The organism is Bacillus sp. N13C7, from assembly GCF_026790065.1.
In the GTDB taxonomy this organism is placed as follows: domain Bacteria; phylum Bacillota; class Bacilli; order Bacillales; family Bacillaceae; genus Bacillus.
On the sequence record NZ_JALAMO010000010.1, the window covers coordinates 25,972 to 52,925 of the forward strand.

28 protein-coding genes and 1 pseudogene are annotated in these 26,954 nt (G+C 42.5%); 22 read left to right on the plus strand and 7 right to left on the minus strand.

Annotation, left to right across the window (positions count from 1 at the left end; genetic code table 11):
- Positions 1 to 17: 17 nt before the first annotated feature.
- The 7 genes from MOB98_RS12965 (at position 18) to MOB98_RS12995 (ending at position 4,798) form a co-directional block, all read left to right on the plus strand.
- Positions 18 to 548, plus strand: a complete 531-nt coding sequence (locus tag MOB98_RS12965; RefSeq protein ID WP_268361302.1) for an NAD(P)H-dependent oxidoreductase — start codon at positions 18 to 20, stop codon at positions 546 to 548.
- 12 nt (positions 549 to 560) lie between these two features.
- Positions 561 to 935, plus strand: coding sequence for a hypothetical protein (locus tag MOB98_RS12970; RefSeq protein ID WP_268361304.1), 375 nt, complete (start codon positions 561 to 563; stop codon positions 933 to 935).
- A 165-nt stretch (positions 936 to 1,100) separates the two neighbouring features.
- Positions 1,101 to 1,862, plus strand: coding sequence for a hypothetical protein (locus tag MOB98_RS12975; RefSeq protein WP_268361307.1), 762 nt, complete (start codon positions 1,101 to 1,103; stop codon positions 1,860 to 1,862).
- Positions 1,863 to 1,864: 2 nt separating this feature from the next.
- Entirely contained in the window at positions 1,865 to 2,230 is a 366-nt protein-coding gene (locus tag MOB98_RS12980; protein ID WP_268361309.1) for a GntR family transcriptional regulator, read from the plus strand.
- Between the two features lies 1 nt (position 2,231).
- Positions 2,232 to 2,930: an ABC transporter ATP-binding protein gene (locus tag MOB98_RS12985; protein WP_268361311.1), complete on the plus strand. Its 699-nt coding sequence runs from the start codon at positions 2,232 to 2,234 to the stop codon at positions 2,928 to 2,930.
- Positions 2,931 to 2,946: 16 nt separating this feature from the next.
- Complete coding sequence (locus MOB98_RS12990; RefSeq protein WP_268361314.1) at positions 2,947 to 3,864, plus strand: ABC transporter ATP-binding protein; 918 nt, start codon at positions 2,947 to 2,949, stop codon at positions 3,862 to 3,864.
- Positions 3,857 to 4,798 (plus strand): ABC transporter permease, encoded by a 942-nt coding sequence (locus MOB98_RS12995; protein WP_268361316.1) that lies wholly within the window; start codon positions 3,857 to 3,859, stop codon positions 4,796 to 4,798. Before MOB98_RS12990 ends, MOB98_RS12995 begins: the two co-directional genes overlap by 8 nt.
- A 91-nt stretch (positions 4,799 to 4,889) precedes the next feature.
- On the opposite strand, the gene cspB is transcribed toward MOB98_RS12995, so the two are convergent.
- Positions 4,890 to 5,093 carry a cold shock-like protein CspB gene (gene cspB / locus MOB98_RS13000; protein WP_003224086.1) on the minus strand — a complete coding sequence of 68 codons (204 nt, stop codon included), beginning with the start codon at positions 5,091 to 5,093 and terminating at the stop codon, positions 4,890 to 4,892.
- Between the two features lie 440 nt (positions 5,094 to 5,533).
- On the opposite strand from cspB, the gene MOB98_RS13005 reads away from it, so the two are divergent.
- Entirely contained in the window at positions 5,534 to 6,364 is an 831-nt protein-coding gene (locus MOB98_RS13005) for a MetQ/NlpA family ABC transporter substrate-binding protein (RefSeq protein WP_268362499.1), read from the plus strand.
- 2 nt (positions 6,365 to 6,366) lie between these two features.
- Here the strand turns inward: MOB98_RS13005 and MOB98_RS13010 are convergent, their stop codons facing one another.
- Positions 6,367 to 7,446, minus strand: a complete 1,080-nt coding sequence (locus MOB98_RS13010) for a diguanylate cyclase domain-containing protein (RefSeq protein ID WP_268362501.1) — start codon at positions 7,444 to 7,446, stop codon at positions 6,367 to 6,369.
- A 172-nt stretch (positions 7,447 to 7,618) separates the two neighbouring features.
- Between MOB98_RS13010 and tcyP the strand changes: the two genes are divergently transcribed.
- From tcyP to MOB98_RS13025, 3 genes are all read left to right on the plus strand, one after another.
- Positions 7,619 to 9,010, plus strand: a complete 1,392-nt coding sequence (tcyP, locus tag MOB98_RS13015) for an L-cystine transporter TcyP (protein WP_268362503.1) — start codon at positions 7,619 to 7,621, stop codon at positions 9,008 to 9,010.
- A 261-nt stretch (positions 9,011 to 9,271) separates the two neighbouring features.
- A complete protein-coding gene (gene satA, locus MOB98_RS13020; RefSeq protein ID WP_268362506.1) occupies positions 9,272 to 9,793 on the plus strand; it encodes a streptothricin N-acetyltransferase SatA in 522 nt (173 codons plus the stop codon).
- A 95-nt stretch (positions 9,794 to 9,888) separates the two neighbouring features.
- Positions 9,889 to 10,482, plus strand: a complete 594-nt coding sequence (locus MOB98_RS13025) for a transcriptional regulator (protein ID WP_268366701.1) — start codon at positions 9,889 to 9,891, stop codon at positions 10,480 to 10,482.
- 259 nt (positions 10,483 to 10,741) lie between these two features.
- Here MOB98_RS13025 and MOB98_RS13030 read toward each other — a convergent pair whose 3' ends face one another.
- The 3 genes from MOB98_RS13030 to MOB98_RS13040 form a co-directional block, all read right to left on the minus strand.
- Positions 10,742 to 11,311 (minus strand): DUF2812 domain-containing protein, encoded by a 570-nt coding sequence (locus MOB98_RS13030; protein ID WP_268362509.1) that lies wholly within the window; start codon positions 11,309 to 11,311, stop codon positions 10,742 to 10,744.
- Positions 11,298 to 11,615: a PadR family transcriptional regulator gene (locus MOB98_RS13035; protein WP_268362512.1), complete on the minus strand. Its 318-nt coding sequence runs from the start codon at positions 11,613 to 11,615 to the stop codon at positions 11,298 to 11,300. The genes MOB98_RS13030 and MOB98_RS13035 overlap by 14 nt, the downstream gene beginning before the upstream one ends.
- Positions 11,616 to 12,081: 466 nt before the next feature.
- Positions 12,082 to 12,462 (minus strand): hypothetical protein, encoded by a 381-nt coding sequence (locus tag MOB98_RS13040; RefSeq protein WP_268362522.1) that lies wholly within the window; start codon positions 12,460 to 12,462, stop codon positions 12,082 to 12,084.
- A gap of 208 nt (positions 12,463 to 12,670) precedes the next feature.
- Here MOB98_RS13040 and MOB98_RS13045 point away from each other — a divergent pair, with 208 nt between their 5' ends.
- Entirely contained in the window at positions 12,671 to 13,258 is a 588-nt protein-coding gene (locus tag MOB98_RS13045; protein WP_268362514.1) for a YhcN/YlaJ family sporulation lipoprotein, read from the plus strand.
- A gap of 120 nt (positions 13,259 to 13,378) precedes the next feature.
- Positions 13,379 to 14,353, plus strand: a complete 975-nt coding sequence (locus MOB98_RS13050) for a hypothetical protein (RefSeq protein ID WP_268362517.1) — start codon at positions 13,379 to 13,381, stop codon at positions 14,351 to 14,353.
- On the opposite strand, the gene MOB98_RS13055 is transcribed toward MOB98_RS13050, so the two are convergent.
- Entirely contained in the window at positions 14,279 to 14,935 is a 657-nt protein-coding gene (locus tag MOB98_RS13055; RefSeq protein ID WP_268362519.1) for a spore coat protein, read from the minus strand. The two genes, MOB98_RS13050 and MOB98_RS13055, sit on opposite strands and share 75 nt — an antisense overlap.
- A gap of 82 nt (positions 14,936 to 15,017) precedes the next feature.
- On the opposite strand from MOB98_RS13055, the pseudogene MOB98_RS13060 reads away from it, so the two are divergent.
- Both MOB98_RS13060 and srtA read left to right on the plus strand, forming a co-directional pair.
- A pseudogene (locus MOB98_RS13060) lies at positions 15,018 to 18,643 on the plus strand (5'-nucleotidase C-terminal domain-containing protein).
- The gene (srtA, locus tag MOB98_RS13065; RefSeq protein ID WP_268362520.1) at positions 18,640 to 19,233 is read left to right on the plus strand and encodes a sortase SrtA; all 594 of its coding nucleotides are present in this window, start codon (positions 18,640 to 18,642) and stop codon (positions 19,231 to 19,233) included. Before MOB98_RS13060 ends, srtA begins: the two are co-directional and overlap by 4 nt.
- Positions 19,234 to 19,264: 31 nt before the next feature.
- On the opposite strand, the gene MOB98_RS13070 is transcribed toward srtA, so the two are convergent.
- Positions 19,265 to 20,173 carry an RluA family pseudouridine synthase gene (locus MOB98_RS13070; protein WP_268362521.1) on the minus strand — a complete coding sequence of 303 codons (909 nt, stop codon included), beginning with the start codon at positions 20,171 to 20,173 and terminating at the stop codon, positions 19,265 to 19,267.
- Positions 20,174 to 20,283: 110 nt separating this feature from the next.
- On the opposite strand from MOB98_RS13070, the gene MOB98_RS13075 reads away from it, so the two are divergent.
- The 7 genes from MOB98_RS13075 (at position 20,284) to glpF (ending at position 26,937) form a co-directional block, all read left to right on the plus strand.
- A complete protein-coding gene (locus tag MOB98_RS13075; RefSeq protein ID WP_268366703.1) occupies positions 20,284 to 20,679 on the plus strand; it encodes a YhcU family protein in 396 nt (131 codons plus the stop codon).
- 137 nt (positions 20,680 to 20,816) lie between these two features.
- Positions 20,817 to 21,239, plus strand: coding sequence for a CBS domain-containing protein (locus tag MOB98_RS13080; protein ID WP_003239592.1), 423 nt, complete (start codon positions 20,817 to 20,819; stop codon positions 21,237 to 21,239).
- Between the two features lie 121 nt (positions 21,240 to 21,360).
- The gene (locus MOB98_RS13085; protein ID WP_268359248.1) at positions 21,361 to 22,023 is read left to right on the plus strand and encodes an HAD family hydrolase; all 663 of its coding nucleotides are present in this window, start codon (positions 21,361 to 21,363) and stop codon (positions 22,021 to 22,023) included.
- Between the two features lie 15 nt (positions 22,024 to 22,038).
- The gene (locus MOB98_RS13090; protein ID WP_003245514.1) at positions 22,039 to 23,580 is read left to right on the plus strand and encodes a bifunctional GNAT family N-acetyltransferase/carbon-nitrogen hydrolase family protein; all 1,542 of its coding nucleotides are present in this window, start codon (positions 22,039 to 22,041) and stop codon (positions 23,578 to 23,580) included.
- 403 nt (positions 23,581 to 23,983) lie between these two features.
- A complete protein-coding gene (locus tag MOB98_RS13095) occupies positions 23,984 to 25,336 on the plus strand; it encodes an aspartate aminotransferase family protein (RefSeq protein WP_268359252.1) in 1,353 nt (450 codons plus the stop codon).
- 27 nt (positions 25,337 to 25,363) lie between these two features.
- On the plus strand, positions 25,364 to 25,942 hold the full coding sequence (gene glpP / locus MOB98_RS13100; protein WP_268359246.1) for a glycerol uptake operon antiterminator GlpP: 579 nt from the start codon (positions 25,364 to 25,366) through the stop codon (positions 25,940 to 25,942).
- A 170-nt stretch (positions 25,943 to 26,112) separates the two neighbouring features.
- Positions 26,113 to 26,937 (plus strand): glycerol uptake facilitator protein GlpF, encoded by an 825-nt coding sequence (gene glpF / locus MOB98_RS13105; RefSeq protein ID WP_268359244.1) that lies wholly within the window; start codon positions 26,113 to 26,115, stop codon positions 26,935 to 26,937.
- Positions 26,938 to 26,954: the final 17 nt, after the last annotated feature.

Consider the following 26,954-nt stretch of genomic DNA (forward strand, 5'->3'; position numbering starts at 1 on the left):
ACAAGGGGGTTTCCTGCATGAAAATTTATGTAGTGTATGACAGTGAAGGTGAACATACAAAGGCTCTTGCAGAAGCGATTGCTGAAGGTGCAAGAGAAAACGAGGCGGCTGAAGTGTTGATCGATCATGTCGATCAAGCAGATATCCGCAAGCTGAAAGATATGGATGCGATTATTTGGGGATGCCCGGGGCATTTCGGAACAATCAGCTCCGGCCTTAAAACTTGGATCGACAGACTTGGCTACTTATGGGCTGAAGGCGAGCTGATCAACAAAGTCGGCGCTGTTTTCTGCACAACGGCAACAACTCACGGAGGCTTGGAAATGACCATGCACAACTTGATCACGCCGATGTTCCATCAAGGCATGATCGTTGTCGGCCTACCTGGCAATGTGCCTGAAAACGCACTGTACGGCTCTTATTACGGTGCGGGCGTCACTTGTCCGGTTGACAGTGATGAGTTAATGTCTGAGGAAGGTATTCAGTTGGGACGTGCTCTGGGAAGACGCGTCAGCCAAGTCACAGGAAACCTAACAGCAGGACAGTAAGGAGAGGTTGAAATGGCCATTATTATAGCAATTATTGCTGCTGTCATTGTCATTGCGGCTCTTATTACATTCAATGTCCGCAACGCCTCTCCTGGACCCGAGAAGCAAGAAACAACCGAAAGAATTGCCCCTCCGGAAGAGGAAAGTAACAAAGCGCAATATCCTGCTGAAGCAAGGGCTGCCGAGCATACCCCGGCCGTTGTAAAAACCGATTCTCCAAAAGAGAAACGTGACACAATGGGTGACGATATCTACAGGCAGGCGCTGCAAAAATTTAAACATTCTGATGCAGATCAGGCAGAGGAAGAGGTCACTGAGAATAGTGACAAAATGCAGGACAGCAGCTATCGTGATGCGCTGCTCTCCATGAAAAATAAGAAGAAGTAATGAAAAAAGGCAAATCCGTGTACTCATGGCGGATTTGCCTTTTTGCTGTTTTTATGTATGTATTATGATTTTTTATCAAATTAATCCATGGGATATGTTGTATTACGCCTTGATCTAGTGTACTATGTTACTCATACACCGAAGAGGCTTCCGGGAGGTAAAGACATGGATTCTTTTTTAGGTCTGTTAAAGAAGGATATGAAAATTTCAAATATATGGCTGATAGTCTGGTTATGCGGAATCATTTTCTTATTAATGACAGGCCATATCATAGCTTCTCGCACGCAAGAACCTCTTGTTAATTTTGGTTTCTTTGTTGCAGTTGCTTTTTTTCTGCTTTTCTTATCCCCTGTCTTTGTGTTTTATCATCTTCACAAAGAGGGGAAAACACAGCTTTGGCTGTACAATCCGAATGGTGGTTTTTGGCTGCTTTCTTCTAAATTGGCAGCATCTTTGCTTTATCAATTTCTTATTCAATTGGCTTTAACTGCTTACGGTACTTGGATTTATCATATGCTCTCTGTGAAAAACCTGCTGGCGCATCAAGTTGATCTAACAAGTACAGTGGTTTTACTGAATATATACGGGCTTATTTCCTCGTTATATATGTCAGTGACAGTCGTTGTGTTTTGGACTGTTTTTCACTCTCTTAGAAATTGGCGCGGAATGCGGTGGGCGGCGATGGGGCTGCTGGTTACAGTATGGTTCTTCTTCGATGAATACATCATAAGCCCTTTAGTGGAATCCCAAAAGCATTTTTGGCCTGTAGCAGTCTATTGCAATGTTGATTTCCAATTCCGCAGCGTTTGGAGATTGGAATTAAAACCGGTACATTTGTCTGTGCTTGGGTTTCCTATTGCTATAGCCATCACGATCTTGCTGCTCATCATGGCTTCAAAACTGCTTGATCGTAAAGTAGAGGTGTGAATATGGACAATCAATTCCAATCCTCGAAACCGATTTATCTGCAGATCGCTGACAAGATCTTTTATCGGCTGGTCAGGAAGGAGCTGCTCCCAGGAGACAAACTTCCTTCTGTAAGAGAAATGGCGATTCAAACCAAGGTAAATCCCAATACAATTCAAAGAACATACAGTGAGATGGAAAGGCTGGGTATTGTGGAGACAAGAAGAGGTCAAGGGACGTTTATTGCGGAGAAAGCAGAAATCGTAGATGAACTGAAAGACAGGCTGACACAAGAAGTGCTGGAAGGCTTTGTGAAGCAGATGACAGAGCTGGGGCTAACGAAAGAAGAAATGGTGGAAGGGATAAAAAAATTCACTGAGGGAGGCTAAAATGGAAATCACTTTAGAACATGTATCAAAAAAATACGGCCGCCAAACTGCCGTCAATGACGTGTCGATCACCTTATCATCGGGGCGGATTTATGGTTTGGTCGGGCCGAACGGCAGCGGCAAATCAACGACCTTAAAAATGATGGCTGGCCTTCTCTTTCCGACTTCAGGATTCGTTAGAGCGGATGAAAAGCCGGTAACGAGAGATATGGTCCTTCAAACGGCTTATCTCACAGAGCTTGATATGTTTTATCCGCATTTTACTGTTAAAGATATGGTGAACTTTTACCAATCGCAATTTCCTGATTTTCAAACAGAACAGGCCTATAAGCTGTTGAATGAAATGCAGCTTGATCCGGGAAAAAAGATCAAAAAGCTATCAAAAGGAAATCGGGGAAGGCTGAAAATCGTCCTTGCTTTGGCAAGAAGGGCATCCGTCATCTTGCTGGATGAACCCTTTTCCGGGCTTGATCCGATGGTCAGGGATTCCATCGTAAACAGCCTGGTGTCTTACATTGATTTTGAGCAGCAGATTGTGGTGATCGCAACGCACGAGATTGATGAAATTGAAACCCTGCTTGACGAAGTAATCATACTCGCAAATGGAGAAAAAGTTGCGCAGCGTGATGTGGAAGATATTCGTGAGCAGGAAGGCATGTCTGTTTTGCAATGGTTTAAATCAAAAATGGAAGTTTGCTAGAAAGAGGAGGAACATGATGACGACAGTATTGGAATTAAAAAATGTGACGAAAAACATCAGAGGCCGGACAATCATTGATGATTTGAGCTTTGCGATTCGTGAAGGAGAAGTATTCGGTTTTTTGGGGCCGAATGGAGCAGGAAAAACAACAACCATCCGAATGATGGTAGGTTTAATGAAACTGTCAAAAGGTGACGTCTTCATTTGCGGCCAATCCATTACAAAGGATTATGCCAAGGCGATTAAGCATATTGGAGCGATCGTAGAGAACCCAGAGCTTTATAAATTCTTAAGCGGATATAAAAATCTGCAGCAATACGCAAGGATGGTCAAGGGCGTCACGAAGGAAAAAATTGATGAAGTCGTTGAACTGGTCGGTTTAACAGACAGAATCCATGACAAGGTAAAAACGTATTCTCTTGGGATGAGACAGCGTCTTGGCTTGGCCCAATGCCTTCTGCATGATCCCAAAGTGCTGATTTTGGATGAGCCGACAAACGGCCTTGATCCGGCGGGGATCAGGGAAATCAGGGATCATTTAAAGAAGCTGACCCGTGAAAGAGGCATGGCTGTCATCGTTTCAAGTCACTTGCTGTCAGAAATGGAACTGATGTGTGACCGAATTGCGATTTTACAAAAAGGGAAGCTTATTGATATTCAAAATGTGAGAGATGACATCACTGATGAGAACGATACATATTTCTTCCAAGTTGAGCAGCCGAATAAAGCCGCGTCTGTTCTAAAGGAGTACGATTTGGTGAGCAGGACAAACGGTGTAGAAGTCAAACTGGCTAAAGACGAAGTCCCTGCGGCCATTGAATTGCTGGTGATGCAGCAAATTAGCATTTATGAAGTCAAAGTAATCACAAAATCATTAGAGGACCGTTTCTTAGAAGTGACAGGTGAAGCAAAAGAGGAGGTTCAGCATGCTTAATTTGATTTATAATGAGTGGATCAAAATTTTCAGCCGTGCCGGAACATGGGTGATGATTGGGATTCTGGCGTTGACCATGATTGGATGGGCGTTCTTAACAAACCATTTTTCATCGGATGAACCAAATCCGAAATGGAAACAAACGCTTCAAGCAGAAAATACCGCATTAAAGAAAGAAATGAAAGAGGATCCTTCATTGAAAGATGACTATGAAGAAACCATTACAATCAACAACTATCGTATTGAACATAACATTCCGGATGACGCTGGATATACTGTATGGTCTTATGTAACGGATTCAGCAAACTTTACCATCCTTACCGGTCTGTTCACCATTATTATCGCAGCTGGAATTGTCGCGAACGAATTTAATTGGGGAACCATTAAGCTATTAATGATCCGTCCGCTCAGCCGTTTTCAGATTTTGCTCTCTAAATATATTACAGTTCTCCTGTTTGGGTTCTTATTGCTGTTTATTTTATTTATGGGATCTACTTTATTAGGGTTGATCTTCTTCGGAACAGGCGGTGACACTGCGGCGAATGTTCATTTAATCTACAAAGACGGCCATGTCCTAGAGCAAAATATGATGGGATATTTGGCAAAAACGTATCTCTCAGAATCAGTTGCTGCTTTAATGATCGCAACGATGGCATTTATGCTGTCGGCTGTTTTTAGAAACAGCTCACTTGCAGTAGGCTTTTCCATCTTTTTATTGGTAACGGGTACGACAGCCACTGCATTTATTGCGATGAAGTTTGATTGGGAAAAGTATATTTTATTTGCCAATGTCAGTTTAATGCAATATGTAGAGGGGACACCGTTAGTAGAAGGGATGACAATGACTTTCTCCGTTATTATGCTGGTGATTTACTTTATTATCTTCCTGTTGCTTGCTTTCGGAACCTTCATGAAACGGGATATTGCAAACTAATGAAAAAAGCTGTTTTGCTTAAGCAAAACAGCTTTTTTATCGAAATAAAAACTGCAGGTTTTCACCTGCAGTTTTGCATATCAATTTATGCTTACGCTTCTTTAGTTACGTTAGCAGCTTGTGGTCCGCGGTTACCTTCAACGATTTCGAAAGAAACAGCTTGGCCTTCTTCTAAAGTTTTGAAGCCTTCGCCTTGAATAGCAGAGAAATGAACGAATACATCGTCTTGACCTTCTACTTCGATGAATCCGAAACCTTTTTCAGAGTTGAACCATTTTACTTTACCTTCTAACATGAAATTTCCTCCTAAAGCGATCATAACGCTTAAATTCACTATTCTTGCTCTTAACAAACTTCCAAGACGAAAACTCTTACAAAACTTTCTTCTCAAAGATAGTTCGAACAAAAATAATTACCTTTACTCTACCAGTAATCTTCAGAAAAAACAACTGCTAAATGAAACTTTTTTCGGAAAATACCATATTAATTTTTCAATTTGATATTTATTCACGGGAATTCATCTGCTTTCTCGATACGTGATCATACGTTTGCCTTAGCTATTTATTCTTTATGGGAAGGAAAATGTAATAGGAATTGACAACCTTATTGGATATGAGTAAGGTAAAAGTTAATCAATATTACAAATGACAACGTTTATCAACTAAAGAGAGCGTATGATTTTTATGCCTGATATTGCTTGCATGCTCTAATACATAGATAGGAGTATGGTCACCAATGAAAAAGTGGCTTATAGGCAGTTTTGTTTTTATTTTGCTCGTTTCATTCACAGGATGCTCACCGTCAGCAGAACATGAAACGATCAAAATCGGAATTGCTGAGTCTGACAAGGCAATATGGAATTATATTGCTGAAAAGGGAGAAGAGGCAGGGCTGGATATTCAACTGATTCCTTTTTCGGATTATGCAGAGTCTGATATCGCGCTTGCGAACAAAGAAATTGATGCGAACGCCTTTCAAACCATTTCATATTTTCAATCGTTCACTGAAAAATACAAACATAAACTGGCACCGCTCGGTACGACATACATAACGCCTATGGGCATCTATTCAAAACAATATGACCGAATCCAAGATATACCGCGCGGAGCTGTTATTTCTGTTCCGGATAAAGCGTTCGATTTTGGCAGGGCGCTTACAGTGCTTCAGGAAGCGGGCTTGCTAACATTGAAAAATGGATTTAACGGAACAGGGTCGGTCGATATGATTAAAGATAACCCGAGACACCTGAAATTAAAGGCTGTCCGGTTGCAGGATGCAGTGAGCGGCGCCGATGTGTTTGTCATGAAGCCATCTGATGCAAAAAAAGCGGGTCTAGACCCGAAACAACATACCATAAAGAGCGGCGGACGAATATCTGAGGAAGAGATGAATTTGATTGTTGTCAGAGCGGAGGATCAAGATCGGGAAGCACTGCAAACCATTCTTGAGCTCTATCAAGCTGATGATACAGCAGCATTTATAGAAAATGAGTATCAGGGGGATTTTATCCCGGCTTTTCTGCCTATAAAGCGTCTTTCAGATTGGAAGAATGAATTCAAAAATTGAATTCATTCTTTTTTTTCTGAAACACATACTTTGTTCCGTCCTGTTTCTTTCGCTTTGTACAGCATTTGATCGGCAAGAATCGGCAAAGATTCTGGATGCACTGTATTATCAGGGTAATGAGCGGCTCCCAGTGATATCGTAACTGACAGCTCTTCTCCATTTGTTAGTGTAATGGGTGAACCACTGACAGCGCATCTGATCCGTTCCGCGATTTGCCTGGCTTTATCAAGCGTACAGTTCGGCAGGAGTACGGCAAATTCTTCACCGCCAATCCGTGCGGCAGGATCAGTGTTTCTGATGCTCTGCTTCAGACGTGAACCCAGTTCTTTCAGCACCTGGTCTCCTTCATGATGGCCGTATAGGTCATTGATGCTTTTAAAATGGTCGATATCCATATAAATCAGTGCGAATTGAAAATGATGGGTATTGGCAGCTTGTTGATACAGGGCTTGTGTGATTTCTTCAAACTTTCTCCTGTTATAAATGCCGGTTAAAAAGTCAAAGTGCGCCTGAAATTTATATTGTTTAAAGAGAAGATGCGCATTTGTTTCATGATCAATAATATATAAACTGAGCATTCCGCCCGCTATTGAGATCATCCAAAAATATAAGTGAAGTTCATATGAATGTAAATCTACAAGAAAATAAAAGGAAAAGGAGATCATACTATTTGTGATGATTAAAAGATAGAAAGCATGTTTTAATTGAACTTTTTTTCTTCTGGAAACAATGAGTGCCGGGATGGCAGCAATACAAATTGTAATAACTGAGTATATTGCAGATGCGTTCATCGTGATCAGCATACGGCCTGCAGCGATGATAACCAAGGCCATTGCCGTTGAAACCCAGCCTCCATAAAGAGCGGCGATCATAATAGGGATATTTCGAAAATCAATGATTGAATGCTGATAGGTAAATCCAAAAACCATCAGAATAACCCCGAGGAAACCGCAGGCCAGTCCTTTAACAGCTTGGAAGGATATGCTGTCTTTTTTATGTACTAACCTTTCTTTAAACAGGTGGGTGAAGAGATAATTAAATGTGATTAAAATGGTCAAGTTTACAAACAGCTCTTTCAGCAAATATTATCACCCTTATATAAGGTACTAAAGATGGAAGGGAAAGAAAAGGACAAATAAGGGATTAAATAAGTTTTTTTGACTTATATTTATAAGTTTGAATAATTCGCACTTGACCCATCGGAATTAGTATAATATAGTATATGAGAAAATTTGAAGGGAGAGTTTACCTGCTTTGGAGACTTTACTAGTCGTATTACATGTATTTATTTTATTTTTACTTATCTGTGGGCTTTTTGTGATGCAGAAGAAACACGTTTCCTTCTCTAAACGTGTATTTACTGCACTGGGGCTGGGGATTGTATTCGGATTTGCGCTTCAGCTGATTTACGGCCCGACTTCAAATATAGTCATTCAAACAGCTGACTGGTTTAATATTGCCGGGGGCGGATATGTCAAATTGCTTCAGATGGTTGTCATGCCGCTCGTCTTTATTTCTATTCTCGGCGCATTTACAAAGCTGAAGCTGACAAAAAATCTTGGAAAAATCAGCGGTTTGATTATCGGGATTTTAGTTGCGACAACAGCTGTAGCTGCAGCTGTCGGTATTGCGTCCGCACTTTCTTTTGATCTGCATGCGATCCAGGTTGACCAAGGAGATACTGAGCTTTCACGCGGACAGGAGCTTGAGCAGAAATCAGAGGATATGACAGCGAAAACGCTGCCGCAGCAGATTGTTGAACTGCTGCCGGGAAACCCGTTTTTAGATTTTACAGGAGCTAGACCAACTTCAACGATTGCAGTGGTTATTTTTGCGGCTTTCCTCGGAATCGCGTTCCTTGGCGTGAAACGTAAACAGCCGGAACAGGCAGAAACATTTAAAAAACTGGTTGATGCCGTTTATGCCATTGTCATGCGCGTTGTCACCCTTATCTTGAGACTGACGCCTTACGGGGTGCTCGCCATTATGACAAAAACGATCGCGACGAGTGATATTGACAGCATTCTAAAACTGGGAATGTTTGTGATTGCGTCTTATGCCGCGTTAATCACAATGTTTATTATTCATCTGCTGCTGCTGACGCTCAGCGGCTTGAATCCGATTGTTTATTTGAAAAAAGCAGTGCCTGTACTTGTATTTGCATTTACATCACGGTCAAGCGCGGGTGCTTTGCCGCTGAATATTAAAACACAGAGAAGCATGGGTGTGCCGGAAGGAATCGCAAACTTTGCCGGTTCATTCGGTCTTTCGATCGGCCAAAATGGATGCGCCGGCATTTATCCTGCGATGCTGGCGATGATGATTGCCCCGACGATCGGCCAAAACCCGTTTGACCCGGTGTTTATCATCACAGTTATCGCAGTCGTTGCCATCAGCTCTTTTGGTGTTGCCGGAGTTGGCGGCGGAGCGACTTTCGCGGCGCTTCTTGTTTTATCATCATTAAATATGCCTGTTGCGCTCGCCGGTTTATTAATCTCAATCGAACCGTTAATTGACATGGGGCGTACTGCTCTGAATGTCAGCGGAAGTATGACATCTGGTCTCATTACGAGTAAGATCACGAAGGAAATCGATTCAGGGGTATTCAATGATCAATCCAGAGTGATTGAAGCAGAAGAAGCGTAATCGTGTTAATCCGTCTCAATAAAAGACCCATGAACCCTTCAATATAAGGGGTTCATGGGTTCTTTTTTTGATTTGCTTTTACTCCAGTTACTAAAAATGCTGGAAACAAAGGTCGGTGGACACCTTAGGTAAATCCTGTTTTCACAAAGTTTGTTGTTTAAGAAGCGGTTATTGCTTTGTTTGTAAAGTAACATATAATGGAAGTTGATTATGCTTCATACAAGCTGCTTTAAATATAATGTCGTTGGGAAGGAGATTGATATGATAATTAAGATGAATCAATCTAATATGAAAGATTTCAATAAACCAAATGAACCTTTCGTTGTTTCAGGCAGAATTATACCTGCGTTTAAAAACAATATTTGGAAATATACAGAGGGATTATTTTCTGAACCTTATGTCAAGAAATATGAAGATGATGAAATTGATGTTAGTTATATTGAAGAAGAGGGAAAAATTGTTTTTTTACAATATGATGAAAACAACTGCATCGGTCGGATTAAGATTCGTTCTAATTGGAATGGATATGCACTAATAGAGGACATTGCTGTTGCCGAAAATTATAGAAAGAAAGGTGTTGGAACAGCATTATTAAATAAAGCTATTGAGTGGGCAAAGGAGAATAACTTTAGCGGTCTTATGTTAGAAACACAAGATATTAATGTTTCAGCTTGTCGTTTTTATGCCAAAAACCGCTTTGTAATAGGGGGAGTTGATACTATGCTTTATTCCAACTTCCCAACGGCAAAGGAAATTGCGATTTTTTGGTACTGTCAATTTTAAGGGATAATATCTCAGCAATCTCGGAGATGGTCATTTGATGTTTCGTCTTTTAATGCTTCTTTCATGTCCGTTACATGAAGGAGGAAGGATAAAAAGTGGAAAGAAATGAACTGTTTATCTATGCTAAAGAACGAAGAGGGATTATATGTTTATTTTTGAAAACATTTACTCCTTTTAATTCGAAAAATATTTTCTGGACAGGCATAAAATTTGAAGTATCAATTGATTATTTGTTAAAAGATTCTGTTGAGCCGCATCGTGACAATAAAGAAGGATATTATGTAAGCAGAGAAATGGCAGACGGCTTTTTATTGCAAGAACGCAAAGTTTCCAAATATGTTTCTTTCGGGCTGAGCCTGCTTATTTTATCCACTGTCCCTTATTTGGTTTTTAAACAAGTACTAGCCATCTATACACTTCTTATCATGATTATCGCTGTACTTGGCAGTGGGGCAATTGTGACTGGATTGATTGCAGCTGAAGATAAATACAAGGTACTGAAGAAAGAAGCTCTGGTTTTTGACCAACATCACCATAAAGAGCTGGCGATAAAATATAAAGATATGAAAAGACGGTATACTGCTGTCTTGGTCACTGGTGTTTGTTCCATTGTAGCAGGGGGAATTCCTTTTTTTCTGGAAAGAAAACACATCGTCTCAGGCTTTATCCAGCTTGTGTTGTTTAGATAGCTATTGGTGTCTACATTTTAATTCGTACCTTGCCGATAATGGAGGCTTATCAAATCATGGCGAAAAATAAAGAGTATGTAAATAGGTTCGGCTTTAAGCTAAGTAAAAAAGTAAGAAAAAGAGTGGATGATTTTTAACAAAAGAGCCAAAAATGAAGTGCACCCCAACTTGTAGACACAGTCTAAAAGTTGAAGGTGGTTTTCTTTTTGGATAAATTTACAAGTGGGGAAGCGATTAACGCGCTTACGCTATAATTGCATTATTTTTCTATTAACATTGAATACTTTCGATACACTTTATAGAAACTGATGGCAAATAAAACAACCATTAGGGCGGGAAGCGACCTCAAAAGAGCGAATGGAGTTTCAAATAAAAATGCTTTCCAAAACCATGCACCTTTCATACTCCAAAGACCTTCAGTTAAATATAAACCTGAATCCTTATAGATCATATAAGAAAAAAACAAACACATGAAACCTAACCCAGAAGAATAATTCATCAATCTTTTATAATAATTACTCTTTGATTGGCGATCCGAGAAGATTTCATTTTGACCATCATCTTCTTTTTGCCAATATCGAATTCCACTAAGCCAGGGGCCATTTATATAAATCCAACCGAAGTCTTCATATATCCCTTTGTAATCTTTAAACTTTTTCTTTGGTAAAATATCTTGATAATCCAGTCGGATCACATATCTCTTGTCGGTTTTTTCGAAAGTGTATATTCCTAATCCACTAATATTTGTACAACGATAGCCTTTCTGTAATTGCTCGTTCAGCCATTGCTCCTCTTTTTCAATATCAAAAAACATCCTACATTTCTTCATTTGATTCACTTCCTTCGTACAGGGATAAAATATGCAATAACCTGTTTTGTTCCATTTTCAAAATGGCGCTTCCTTCTTCAGTGATCATATAAACTTTTCTCCGGCCTGATTCTCCAACAGGTTCAATCCAACCATGCTTATTCAAGTTTTCAATCGCACCGTATAATGTACCAGCTGCTAAAATAACAGTACCGTTACTTATCTTTTCTATCTTCTGCATTACGGCATAGCCATGGAGCGGCTCACGCAAAGCTAATAAAATATAATGCATGGTTTCAGACAACGGTAATAATTTATGTTTCATGTCTTCACCCTCTCTTCAGTTCAACTGTATAGTTCAACTTAATAATAACGTAATACAGTTCAACTGAATAGTCAACAACATTTTCAAAATTAGTCAAAGGAATTCAAAGTAAGAAGCTTGATGAGAAGGGGAAAATCAATCTAAAAAGTCGCTTTCCTTAGTAATGGAAAGCGACTTTTAGTGCAGTTTTATCTCAAAATAATAATCTTCAAGATAGATGTTTAACTTTTGTTCAAAAACAGGATTTCAAACACTTCAGTGAATATTATATGTTGGGCGTTGAACAAAGAAACAAAATAAAAATAGAAGTGGGATTATATTGGGAAGGCAGCATAAATAAAAAAAATCCCTCAAGCATTCTTTGTTGAACGAAGGAAGGATTTTTTTGATGAAAACCAGTAAAAGCGAAAAACATCTAAAAGAAAAACCAATATTATTATCCAATTATGCAATCCCTACGTCTTTTTTAACGTCCCGGTTCTAAGTCCTCCAGCATTTCCATCATCGTGTTGTCGTCCATCACATTCATTGCGCTTTGTTCAAAATGAATGGGTTCAGCATAATGCGGCTGTCTTTTTTTCGCTGTCTCGGTCTGTCTAGTTTGAGTCTGTGTATGCTGATGCTGGGTTTGCTGCTGACCGGCATGCTGATGCTGACGGCCATTTTGCTGTTGGCTTTGATTTTGCGAACGTTCCTGATGATTACCGCCGCCAAGTGCTTGTTTGACCATATTTCCTACATTAGAAGCATCAAACATGTTATTTTTAGAATTCTGTTTGTTCATTTGACCTGTAATAAAACCGCTGATTCTTTGGCGGATCTGTGGTGATAAAGCAGCAATAAGCATAGTTGAACCAATAACTAGGGCTGTCGGACTGATTCCTTTTCGCTGATTGAACAACGTGATCCCTCCTTTATAAGTGTATTGATATTTTCCCCTCTAATTAGACAAATTAATCGCTTTATTTCCCGGGAAAGCATTTCCTTCAGAATTACATGCATAATTAAAACCATTTAGAAAAACCTATAAGTAAAGTGATAAAGGAGGAATTCACATGCTTGGAAAAAAACAAGTCCTTGCGTCCATGCTTCTTATCCCTTTGCTTATGACTGGCTGCGGAATGGCCAACCAGGGTGAGGGCAGACGTGATAATTTAGAACCAGAAAATGTTAATTACCGCAATCCGGTGAACGATAATGGCACAAGAAATATTAACGATGCCAATAATAATCGTGACAATGTCGATAATAATGTAACTGACAATGTCAATAATAACAATAACGGCAACAACAACAACGGGAATGATAACCGTAAACTAGAAGTTGCTGACGATGCTGCCGACAAAATCACTGAAATGAAAGAAGTAAAACATGCAAATGTAATTGTTGCCGGAAATCAAGCATATGTTGCAGTTGTATTAACAAATGGAAATAAAGAAGTTGGAAAAGACCTCAAAAAGAAAATTTCTGATAAAGTGAGAAACACTGATAAAAACATGGATAATGTTTATGTGTCTGCGAATCCGGACTTTGTAGACCGAATGCAGGGATATGGCGAGCGGATACAAAATGGCGATCCGATTGCTGGATTCTTTGATGAGTTCAGTGAAACTGTACAGCGTGTATTCCCGCAAGCTGAATAAATGAAAAAAGCCGCATAATTTGTGCGGCTTTTTTCTTTGCGTTAATGGCACACCGCGAACTCAGGCTGCATAAAGTAAAAATAAAAGGTACAAGACGGACCGGCTCAGGGAGGGAGACGTTTGCGGGATGGCATAGGAAAGCGTGCGGCATCCGCTCTATTCCTGTGCGGAGTCCTTGTGATGCTGGCTGTTAGTTCGGCCATCGTATCAAGCACGATGTATATCCTGTCTTTGCCAGGGCAGGCATCTGGTATAACAAAAGAACAAGTGACGAAGCACATGGAGAAAGAGTCAATCAAACAGGCCGATATTTATTACACTTCTAAGGAAAAGTCCTTACTGCCATTGACGAAAGAAACGCTTGAATATGCGGTCAGTATTAACCAGATTATGATTGGATATTCGAATCAGAAGCCTATTGATATTATTTTTTTTCCTAATGAAAAACAGATGGAGGCGTACTCCGGTTTACTGGATGTCGTCGGTTTTTATTCTGAAAGGGAGCAGCTGATTGGATTATTGCCTGAAGAGAAAAAGAAACTTTTAGAAGGCGACGAAGTAGCGGTTTATTTGTACCAGAGGTTGTTGATTCATGAATACACACACCATGCGTTTCACCAGAAATTAAAGGAGCTGGAAGCAGATCCCGATGAGTTTCCGTTATGGTTTCATGAAGGGTTAAGTGAGTGGATCGCGAACTATGAATTGCTTATAGATCCGATCACGTTTTCTGTCGTGCCCTTTGACCGTTTGCAGACAGATCAAGATTGGCAGAAAGCACGAGCTCAATATGACACTGACGTCTATATGCAAAGCTTTTATATGATCAATGAGCTGACTGACAAATACGGGAAAGGCATTATTTCAGAAATGATAAAGGAAACGGCAAAAAAAGGGGACTTTAAAAAAGGATTTAAATCGGCAACAAAGGAAAGCCTTAATCAATTTGAAAAGGATTTTAAGAAAACATATGAAGAAAACAGTGAGGCATTGGATAGGATTTATCCAATGCCTTTGTTATTAATGAAGTCCTTGCTGTTGCTGTCCCATACCGCCTTGAGTTGGAGCCATTTGCCCTTGTGCCGGAGCAAATGAATTTCTCAATTGTTCCATATCCTGCGCATCTAGCTGAGGAACTTGGTAATAGCCGTGTTTGTTTTGGTATAGGAAAATTTCAAAAGCCATTTCAACATACTGCTGAATTTGCGCAGACAGTACACGTCTTACGGCTGGGTTTGTCATTTCCAGAGAGGCCATTGTCAGCATGGAAGCCTGTGCTTTAATCGCGCAAAGCATTTGTCTGCTGATGATGCTGTCATCAATATCATTCATGGATTGAACAGGTTTTTTAGGCTGTGCCGGCTGCATGCCGTAAACAGTCTGGTTGTCTTCCTTCATCATATAAGTTGCTGTTTTTTGAGAAGGTTCGCTTCCTGTTTTGAAGCATTCAGCAGTTAAGTTATATTGAGACGTAATGAATTGATATTGACGATCAAGGATGTTTAATAATTCCTGATCCTTACAAAATTGTCTCAGCATCATAAACTGATCAAGCACAGTAAGTGTTCCGGAAAGTACCTCGTGCATATCAAACATTTCATGTCCGCCGTGGTTTTTATGCGGTTTGCCAGGGATGCCTTTGTTCATTTGAGATTGCTGCTGATTTAACTGATCCAAACCGAATTCCTCCTTTTTTTTCAGATCATCTGTATTTTGTGTCAGTCTGCCGCGTTTTATGCAGAAGACTGAAAGGAATTATATGCTGTCTGTCGAAATGATTAGCAGACAAAGTCGTTTATATTAGGAGGAAAAATGATGAGGCGTATTCTGCATATTGTGCTGATCACGGTATTGATGTTCTTGAATGCGATGTACACGTGCGAAGCTGTAAAGGCAGCTGAACCGCAAAAGCCGATATCGGTTGATAAGGCGATACAGCAAAAAGAAGGACAGGCGCTTGTCGAAGGGTATGCTGTCGGCCAGGCTGTTTCCCCGCAGCATTATAAGCTGACAAGCCCTTTTTCAAATAATTATAATGTTGCGCTGGCAGACAGCAAAAACGAGAGTTCGCCCGATCATATTCTCCCTGTGCAAGTCCCCTCCGCCTTCAGAAGCCAATTCGGGCTGCAAACCAATCCGCTTCTTCTTGGAAAAAAGATCACGGTTCAAGGAAAACTCGAAGATTACTTTAACACCACTGGACTTAAGAACGTTCAGTCAATGGTGTTAACAGATGGCACGCAAACTCCGCCGGCTGAAAAGCCAGTGACGATAAATGAAGCGCGGGGGCGGCTGAATGAGGAAGTCACAATAAAAGGGATGGTTACTGCTGACCAAAGTGCGGTCGGAGGCGGGAAGCTGTCAACCTTTATGCAGGACGAAACCGGAGGCATTAACATTTATTCGCCTGCCCCTGAACAATTTCCCGAATTAAAAGAAGGTATGGATGTCACGGTGACAGGGAAAATCACAACATACCAAGGGCTGACAGAGATCGTTCCAAACTCATCAGGCATCAAGATCAACCAGTCAAATCAACCTCTCCCCGCTCCTAAACATTCAACAATCAATGAACTGGTTAACAGCAGTCTAGGTGATCAGTATGAAGGCTGCCTTGTAACACTAAAAGCGTTTGTTTCTTCAATCCCAAATTCGCCTGCCGGCGGCGGTTACAATGTTACGATAATTGATGAAGACCATCATGCGATGACTCTCCGGATTATGAATGAAACAGGGATAATAGACGAACTTGATAAGGGAAAATGGTATGAATTTACCGGTGTGTTGAGCAGATACCAGTCCTTTCAGCTGCTTCCGCGAAAATCGTCTGATATGAAGCCTCTTGAAGAACAGCCAGCTCCTCCATCTGCGGAGGGTGAGTATAAAGGTGTTGTTGATCGGGTTGTTGACGGAGATACCATTCATCTCAAATCTCCGGTTCTTGGAACGACAAAAATCCGGTTTGTAAATGTAGATACACCTGAAACATACCACACACCAAAAAATGAAGCAGACGAAAATCAATTAAGATTTGGCAAAAAAGCATCTGATTATTTAAATACGGTTCTGTCCCCAGGAGATAAAATTACGGTTAAGGTCGGAAGGGAAGCAAAGGACAGCTATGGCAGACTTCTCGGACAGGTCATAACCGAGTCGGGTTTAAACGTGAACTTAGAGCTTGTGAAAAATGGCTATGCTCCGACGTACTTTATTTGGCCAGTTGACAATGAAAAGGATTATCAGCAGTTTCAGTCTGCTGTAGCGACTGCGAAAAAAGATCAAAAAGGAATTTGGAATGAAGAAGATCCCCTCATGGAAATGCCGTTTGAATTTAGAGCCAGAGAGCAGGGGAAAGGCCTGACAAGATATGTGGGAGACTCATCAAATAAAACATACGTGCAGCCGGCAGAATGGAAACAGGTAGCTGTGGAAAACAGAATTTTCTTCGCCTCATCAAGTGAAGCGGAGGACGCAGGATATCATAAGAGGCAAACGGCCCCTCAACAACATGTGCCGCTTCGAATTCTTAGCATGAATGATCTGCATGGCAAGATCGATCAGCAGTATGAGCTTGATCTTGATGGAGACGGTACTGCAGATGGCATCTTTGGGCGGATGGACTATGCGGCCGCTTACTTGAAAGAAAAAAAGGCCGAAAAGAAAAACACACTGATTGTGCATGCGGGAGATATGATCGGAGGCAGCTCTCCAGTTTCATCCCTTCTTCAAGATGAACCGACTGTAGAACTCATGGAGGATATCGGATTTGATGTCGGAACTGTCGGCAACCACGAGTTCGATGAAGGTACGGATGAACTGCTGAGGATCCTAAATGGCGGAGATCACCCGAAAGGCACAAGCGGATATCATGGACAGAACTTTCCCCTTGTATGCGCCAATTGTAAAATGAAATCGACCGGAGAGCCTTTTTTGCCGGCATATGACATCATAAACGTGGAGGGCATACCCGTTGCTTTTATCGGGGTTGTCACCCAGTCGGCAGCTGGCATGGTCATGCCTGGCGGAATAAAAAACATCGAGTTTACAGATGAGGTGACAGCAGTAAATGAGGCGGCCGAAGAGCTAAAGAAAAAAGGCGTGAAAGCCATCGCAGTTCTCGCACATATGTCAGCCGAACAAAATGGCACCGCAATTACCGGTGAATCTGCAGATCTTGCCAATAAAACAGATTCTGAAATTGATGTGATTTTTGCAGCGCACAATCATAAGGTTGTTAACGGTGAAGTGAATGGAAAACTGATTGTTCAGGCATTTGAATATGGAAAAGCGATAGGTGTTGTTGATGTAGAGATCGATAAAACAACTAAAGACATCGTTAAAAAGTCAGCAGAAATCGAATATGTCGATCAAAGCAAAATAGAACCAGATCCCGGCGCGGCAGCCATATTAAAGAAATACCAAACGCTTGCTGAACCGATTATCAGCGAGGTTGTCGGCGAAGCGGCTGTTGATATGGAAGGCGGGTACTCGAATGACGGCGATACACCTCTTGGAAACCTGATTGCGGATGGCATGCGAGCGGCCATGAAAACTGATTTTGCCCTTATGAATGGAGGCGGAATACGGGAAGCGCTGAAGAAAGGCCCCATTACGTGGGGAGATCTTTACAATATCCAGCCGTTCGGAAATGTGTTAACGAAGCTTGAGATTAAAGGAAAAGACTTACGAGAGATTATCAATGCGCAAATCTCGCCGGTTTTTGGGCCTGATTACAGCATAAGCGGTTTTACGTATACTTGGGATAAAGAAACCGGAAAAGCTGTCGAGCTGAGAATGGCAGATGGCACCGAGATTGAGCCCGATGCCACATATACACTGACCGTCAACAATTTTATGGCGACGGCGACAGGAACCAAATATCAGCCAATCGGACTGCTTGGGAAAAATCCGGTGACAGGCCCTGAGGATTTGGACGCGACCGTTGAGTACGTGAAAAGCTTTGATGAGCCAATTGCTTATACAAAAGAGGGAAGAATTCAGCTGGCAAAAGCCGGTGACAATGAAGACCCAGTAACAGAAGAGCCTGGAGATGATCCGGCGACGGAGCAGCCGGTTAAAGAGGATCCAGAGCCCGGGGAAGACCAGACTGATATAAAAGAGACTCCGGGTACTGTGCCGGTTCATCAGCTGACGCCTTCAGACATTTTGAAATTAGGCGAATTACCGAGTGATGAAAAAAATGCTGACATTTCCGGCAAGATCAGCACATTGCCTTTACAAAACGAGACTGCAGAAAACGGGTCTGATCATCAGCTTCCAGATACATCAGCGGGCTACTATAACATTATGGTGATCGGTGCGGCGGTGACGCTGTCCGGTACTTATCTATATGTCAGAAGAAAAAGGAGCGCCTCCAGAACGTGAAAAAGGTTATTCCACTCGTCATCATTGCAGCCGGGCTTTTAATCACAGGCTTTGGGGGCTACAAATTGATCGATACGAATATGAAGACTGAACAAACATTAAAAGAAGCAAAACTGGCGGCTGAAAAGCCCCAGGAAGCTTCGGCTGCGAAAAAAAGCGCAGATCAAGCAAAGAAAGCATCATTTCAGCCTGAGACAGGCCAAGCCAGCGGCATTTTGGAAATACCGAAAATCAACGCAGAGCTTCCGATCGTGGAGGGCACAGATGCAGATGATTTAGAAAAAGGGGTCGGACATTACAAGGACAGCTATTATCCTGATGAAAACGGACAAATTGTGCTGTCGGGACATCGGGATACCGTGTTTCGCCGGACGGGAGAGCTGGAAAAGGGGGACCGGCTTCGTATTCTGCTGTCATATGGAGATTTCACATATGAAATTGTAAAAACAAAGATTGTTGATAAAGATGACACTTCCATCATTACGCTTCAGCATGAGAAGGAAGAACTCATACTGACGACCTGCTATCCGTTTTCATATGTGGGCAATGCTCCGAAGCGCTATATTATATACGGAGAACGAGTGACTTAAAAAAGCCGCAGGCAGTGCCTGCGGCTTGTCTTTATGAGAAATATGCGTGGCAAAGGCTTTCTAAATCAGCTGGGAAAGGAGCTTCAGCAACAATGAGCTCGCCTGTTATCGGGTGAACCGCTTGTACTTTTTTTGCGTGCAGCGCCTGCCTGTTTAGCAGCTTGCTTCCCCCTCCGTAAAGTGAGTCTCCTGTTAGCGGATGGCCGATGCTCGCCATATGGACACGAATTTGGTGCGTTCTGCCTGTTTCTAGCTCTAATTCAACGAGCGACAGCCGCTCTTTCGTATTGCTGGCAATCACCTTGAAATGAGTGACGGCTGTTTGCCCGCCTGGTGAAACCCGGCGTCTTGTCGGGTGTGATCGGTCTCTGCCGATCGGTGAATCAATTGTTCCTTTTTTCATTTTAAGCTTTCCTTCAGCAATGGCCGTATATGTACGCTTCAGCGTCTTTTTTTCTAACTGCTGGTCTAAGATGGCGTGTGCCAAACGATGCTTGGCAAAAACGACTGCGCCAGATGTATCCTGATCAAGTCGATGGACGTGGCGCACCTTGCATGCTTCGCCATTCACCTGATAATGGTAGGCAATCAAATTAGCCAGTGTGCCGGTTTGCCCATCCTCATTCGGATGTGTCGCTATGCCAGCGGGTTTATTGACGATGAGCATGTGACTGTCCTCAAATAAAATATCAAGCTCTCCATACTCCGGAATGACGGAAGATTCTTCAATTTCCTGAAGATCAATGAAGACGCGGTCTCCCTTTTTTAGAATGACGTTGGTAATGACGGATTCGTGATTGACCTTTATCTGATGGTTGGTTACCCAAGCTTGGATCACGGGTTTAGAGGCTTTGAGTGCTGTTTTCAATACAGAAAACAGCCATTGTCCATCCTGTTTGTCATTGATGAGGAACTCAAGCCCTCTGCCTTTTTGTTTCATGTCAAATGGCTCCTTTTCGAAGCGAAAGTCCGTTGTTTCTCATAGGAAACACTTACCTTAGCTTTCGAGTTTTTTTCTGTGCTATTCTTGATTAAGACTTAGGATATTCGATGGCAAGAAAGGTGATTGACGTGAGAATTGTGAACGCAGCAACTGCAGAACAGGAGAGCTTTATCAAGGAGCTGTCAATGGAGCTTTTCCATGATGTATTTCCTCTTTATTTCTCCGAACTGGATATTCAGCGCTTTAAAAAGAAAGGCGTTCTGTCTTTAAATAACCATTATTACCAAGGAACTTTAAAAGAAGCGTTTCAAATTATGGCTTGTCTGCAAATGATACATATTATCCTGACAAAGCCTTCGCCGCACTTTGATGTGAGTGATCAGGCGATTTTTGAGAAAAACAGCAAGATGCTGAATGATTTCGGAATTTATTTTCCGTTTGCTTTTTCTGACTTTCAATTGAAATCCAACAAAGCCTTTTTCGGTCACAGAAGGCTGATATAATCCGGCTGCAAGAGCTTTTCCATTTTCAGAAAAGCTCTTTTATGCATCAGGGAAATCATATCATAAAACCTTTCCTCTAACTCCCTTTTTAATCGGCACGTGTCTGAACATACTAATGTTTGAAAGGGGTGCTGACAATGAGTTCAGTAAAAGATACAATGACAACGCAGGTGGCAACCGTTTCACCGAATCAAACGATTCAGGAAGCGGCTTCTCTCATGAAACAGCATAACGTCGGGGTGATTCCCGTTGTAGAGCAAGGTGCTTTAAAAGGAATGCTGACTGACCGTGACATTGCATTAAGAACTACAGCTCAGGGCCGAGATGGCCAGACACCCGTTTCAGAAGTGATGTCAACAGACCTCGTATCAGGAAATCCTAATATGAGTCTGGAAGACGCGTCGCAGCTGATGGCCCAGCACCAAATCCGCCGCCTTCCTATTGTAGATCAAAACAATCTAGTCGGGATCGTTGCGCTTGGAGACCTGGCAGTCAATCAGATGTCGAACGAGTCTGCTGGAGAAGCACTGACAAACATTTCTCATCAAAACATTCATTAATAAGAAAGAGCTTGCTGCGTGCAGGCTCTTTCTTCACATAACCCCTTACTTTTTGAAAGCAGGCACGTTTAGGGGTATAGTTATACATATGTCTCAATTCGGACTAAAGGAGTTGTACGCAGTGATTAAAGCGTTAATTTTTGATTTTGACGGGCTTATTCTCGATACAGAAACACACGAATATGAAGTCCTTCAGGAAATATTTGAGGAACACGGCTCAGTCCTGCCGCTATCCGTCTGGGGAAAGGTCATTGGAACAGCCGCGGGATTTAAGCCGTTTGAATATTTAGAAGAGCAGATCGGCAAAAAGCTGAATCATGAAGAGCTGACAACATTGCGAAGAGAACGGTTTGCGAAACGCATCGAAACAGAAAAAGCAAGACCGGGTGTCGAGGCGTATCTGAACGCGGCAAAGGATTTAGGCTTAAAAGTAGGCCTCGCCTCCAGCTCTGATTATAAATGGGTATCGGGCCATTTGAAGCAAATCGGCCTGTTTGATGATTTTGAGGTCATTCAAACGGCGGATGATGTGGAAGAGGTAAAGCCAAATCCAGAACTATATTTATTGGCAGCAAAGAATCTCGGCGTATCGCCGTCTGAATGTCTCGCGTTTGAGGATTCTGTCAACGGTTCGATTGCTGCGAAAAGAGCGGGAATGAAGTGTGTCATCGTCCCGAATAAAGTAACAAGCACCTTGATGTTTGAAGATTATGATCACAGGCTGGAATCAATGGCGGAGATGGAGCTCGCCCTATTGCTTGATCAGCTGAACAAACAACACTAGAAAGGAGCGAGTAGATTGTCTGAGAAATTAGATTTGACCCGTTTTGAAAAGAAAATGGTCATTCGCAATATCGAAGAGAAAGACATTGACAAGATTATCGATCTTCAAAAGGACTGCTTTCCGGGAATGGAGCCTTGGAAGCGGGAGCATTTAATCAGCCATTTGGAACATTTTCCTGAAGGGCAGTTTTGTGCTGAATTCGAAGGTGAAATTATCGGTTCGTGCTCAAGTCTCCTGATTAATTTTGATGAGTATGATGACCGCCATACGTGGCAGGACATTACAGATGACGGCTATATCACCAACCATAACCCCGACGGCTTGAACATGTACGGAATTGAGGTCATGGTGCATCCGAAATACAGACGAATGAAGATTGGCCACCGTTTGTACGAGGCGAGAAAGGACTTGGCCCGGCGCTTAAATCTGAAAAGCATCATCATAGGCGGAAGAATTCCGAACTATCACAAATATGCAGAAGAAATGACGGCGAGAGAGTATGTTGAACAGGTGACTCGCCACCAAATTTACGATCCGGTCCTATCTTTTCAGCTGATGAATGGCTTTACGCTTATGCGGATTAATCCGAATTATCTCCCGGACGATACAGCTTCGATCAAATATGCGACGCTGATGGAATGGAACAATGTCGATTATCTTCCTCAGCAGACAAAACGCTATTATAAATCGGCGTTCCCTGTTAGAATTTGTGTGATTCAATACGAAATGAAGAAAATTTATTCCTTTGAGGAATTTGCGAACCAAGTAGAATACTATGTCGATGTCGCTTCTGACGCGAGATCTGATTTTGCGGTGTTCCCGGAAATTTTCACAACCCAGCTGATGTCCTTCCTTGAGGAACGGTCACCGAGCTTGGCGGTACAGAGAATTACCGAGTATACAGAAGATTACATCAGCCTGTTTACTGATTTGGCTGTGAAGTATAATGTCAACATTATCGGCGGATCTCATTTTGTCGAAGAGGAAGGCAAGATCTATAATATCGCTTACCTGTTCAGACGGGACGGAACGATCGAGAAGCAATATAAGCTCCATATTACGCCGAATGAACGCAAATGGTGGGGAATCAGCGCTGGAGACCAGGTTCGCGTGTTTGATACGGACTGCGGAAAAATCGCGATTCAGATCTGTTATGACATTGAATTTCCTGAGCTTGCCCGGATTGCGGCGGATAAGGGTGCAAAAATTATTTTTACGCCGTTTTGTACAGAAGACCGCCAAGGCTATCTGCGTGTCAGATACTGTTCGCAAGCCCGAGCGGTTGAAAATCAAATTTATACGGTTATCTCCGGAACGGTTGGAAACCTTCCGCAAACGGAAAATATGGATATACAATACGCTCAATCAGGCATCTTCGCACCATCTGATTTTGAATTTGCCAGAGACGGCATTGTCGGTGAAACAAATCCGAATATCGAAATGGTCGTCATCGGCGATGTTGACCTGGAAATTCTCAGAAGACAGCGCCAAAACGGCACAGTGCGCCAGCTCAAAGACAGACGGCGTGATATTTATCATATTCAATATAAAAAATAATTCCCAAAAAACCCGCCTGAATTGGCGGGTTTTTTTAAACAAAAGCGGAATTGTTTAGGTGCTTTCTTTTAAAAAAAGTAAATTGTATAGTGGAGGTGCTTATGGAGTTTCTGTATTTTCGCCATTTCCTATATCATACAGAAAACGGCTAGGCTTCAACTGCTATTGCAATGGCTGTCCAAGTTGTTTCGACCTTTATCAGCACGATGCTGAGTATTGTCACCTTGCCTGTTTTGCTTTGGATGCTGCATCTTCTTAATGGAGGGGATGTTTTATTATTTTGGGGGTTTATTGACTCCAACCCCGTCTGGCTTTATATTGAAGGCAGGGAAATCATCACTAAGACATCACATAAGAGAAGGTCTGGTTAAACTGGATTGGCGCTTTAGTGAACGTTAATGAAATGGAGATGATGGGGATGGAAAACATTCAGCAAAATCAGGGATTAAAGCAAAAAGATGAGCAATTTGTGTGGCATGCCATGAAGGGAGCGCATCAAGCGGACAGCCTGATTGCCCAAAAGGCTGAAGGGGCCTGGGTGACCGACATAGACGGACGCCGCTATTTGGATGCCATGTCCGGTTTGTGGTGCGTCAATATCGGCTACGGCAGAAAGGAGCTTGCGGAGGCTGCCTATGAGCAATTAAAGGAGCTGCCTTATTACCCGTTAACGCAAAGTCATGCACCGGCAATTCAACTGGCGGAAAAGCTGAATGAATGGCTTGGCGGTGATTATGTCATCTTTTTTTCCAACAGCGGATCGGAAGCTAACGAAACGGCTTTTAAGATCGCCCGCCAGTACCATCTTCAAAACGGCGACCACAGCCGTTACAAATTCATCTCAAGATATCGTGCATACCACGGAAACACATTGGGAGCGCTCTCAGCAACAGGGCAAGCGCAGCGGAAGTATAAATATGAGCCTTTAAGCCAGGGATTTCTGCATGCAGCCCCGCCAGATGTATATCGGAATCCTGAGGATGCTGACACGCTTGAAAGCGCAAACGAAATTGACCGCATCATGACATGGGAATTAAGCGAAACAATTGCCGGGGTCATCATGGAGCCTATCATAACAGGCGGAGGCATCTTAATGCCGCCTGAGGGATATATGAAGAAGGTGGAAGACATTTGCCGCCGCCACGGAGCTCTTTTGATTTGCGATGAAGTCATCTGCGGATTTGGACGGACAGGCGAGCCATTCGGATTTATGCATTACGGCGTGAAGCCTGATATCATTACGATGGCGAAGGGAATCACCAGCGCGTATCTGCCTTTGTCAGCAACTGCTGTAAAACGGGACATTTTCGAAGCGTACCAAGGGGAAGCGCCTTATGACCGTTTCCGCCATGTGAACACGTTCGGCGGAAGCCCGGCTGCCTGTGCATTGGCGTTAAAAAACCTGCAAATTATGGAGGACGAACAGCTGATTCAGCGATCCCGCGACCTTGGAGCAAAGCTTTTGGGTGAGCTTCAGTCCTTGAGAAAACACCCGGCAGTCGGGGATGTTAGAGGAAAAGGACTGCTGATCGGAATCGAGCTCGTCAAAGATAAATTGACAAAAGAGCCGGCTGATGCCGAAAAAGTAAACCAGGTGGTTGCGGCTTGTAAAGAAAAAGGGCTGATCATCGGCAAAAACGGCGATACAGTTGCCGGCTACAACAACGTTATTCAGCTAGCGCCGCCGTTTTGCCTGACAGAAGAGGACCTTTCCTTTATCGTGAAAACGGTGAAAGATAGCTTTCAGACGATTTAATATAAAAGTGATTGATTAAAGGAGCACATGATGAGTTTTCACAATCAGCCTATTTTACCGGCTATTCGAAATATGAAGCAATTTGATGAGTTTTTGAACAGTTCATTTTCCTACGGTGTTATTCTGGATATTCATCTCGGCCAGCTGAAGGGCGTAATCCGAGAGGCAAAAAAGCACGGAAAGAACATGATGGTGCACGTCGATCTCATCCAAGGGATCAAGCATGATGAATACGGAGCAGAGTTTATTTGCCAGGACATCAAGCCCGCTGGGATTATTTCAACAAGATCGAACGTGATTGCCAAAGCGAAGCAGAAGAAAATTTATGCGATTCAGCGTCTGTTTCTGCTGGATACAAGTGCGATGGAGAAAAGCATGGAGTTTGTCGGCAAGCATAAGCCTGACTTTATTGAAGTGCTGCCCGGCATCGTTCCGTCACTCATTCAAGAAATAAAAGAGAAAACGGGAATTCCTATCTTTGCTGGCGGTTTCATCCGTACGGAAAAGGATGTAGAACAGGCGTTGAAAGCGGGGGCTGTTGCTGTCACAACGTCAAACACCAAATTATGGAAGAAATATGAAAACTTTTTGACAGAAAGTGATTGACACCGCTTTCATCCACTGATACAATTGCACTAGGTTAATACATTGTGATGGAGAACTCGGAGACCACAGCAGCTCTTTACGGTAAATGTCTATGCACCCGTAAAGCGGTTTGTTGTGGTTTTTTTCTTCTCTATCATACTTCTTAATCGTGACTCTAGGAGGAATGTGCTATGACAGCATTTTGGGGAGAAGTCATCGGTACGATGCTGCTGATCATTTTTGGAGCAGGGGTTTGTGCAGGTGTCAATTTAAAGAAATCGCTTTCATTCCAGTCTGGCTGGATTGTTGTTGTATTTGGGTGGGGATTGGGTGTTGCCATGGCGGCTTATGCAGTTGGCGGCATAAGCGGAGCACACTTGAATCCGGCGCTAACGATAGCGCTTGCTTTTGTTGGAGATTTTCCGTGGAAAGAGGTTCCCGTTTATATTGCAGCACAAATGATCGGTGCGATCATCGGTGCGGTGATTATCTATTTGCATTACCTTCCGCATTGGAAGTCAACGGATGATCCCGCTACCAAGCTGGGTGTTTTCTCAACAGGCCCCAGCATTCCGCATACATTTGCAAACGTTTTAAGTGAAGTGATCGGGACTTTTGTCCTTGTGCTTGGAATCCTGGCTATTGGGGCAAATCAATTTACAGAAGGTCTTAATCCTTTAATCGTCGGTTTCCTCATTGTGGCGATCGGTATCTCTCTTGGAGGCACCACCGGCTATGCGATTAATCCGGCCCGTGACTTAGGCCCGCGGATTGCCCACGCTTTTCTTCCGATTCCGGGGAAAGGCTCATCAAATTGGAAATACGCATGGGTTCCGGTAGTAGGCCCGATTTTAGGCGGATCATTCGGCGGCGTATTTTACAACGCTGCATTTAAAGGGCACATCACAAGCAGTTTCTGGATTGTAAGCGTTATATTGGTTGTGGTATTGTTAGGACTCTATGTTTATACGAAATCACATTCAGCTAAAACATTATCAAATTCAAAATATATTTAATCAAAGGGGAGACATCT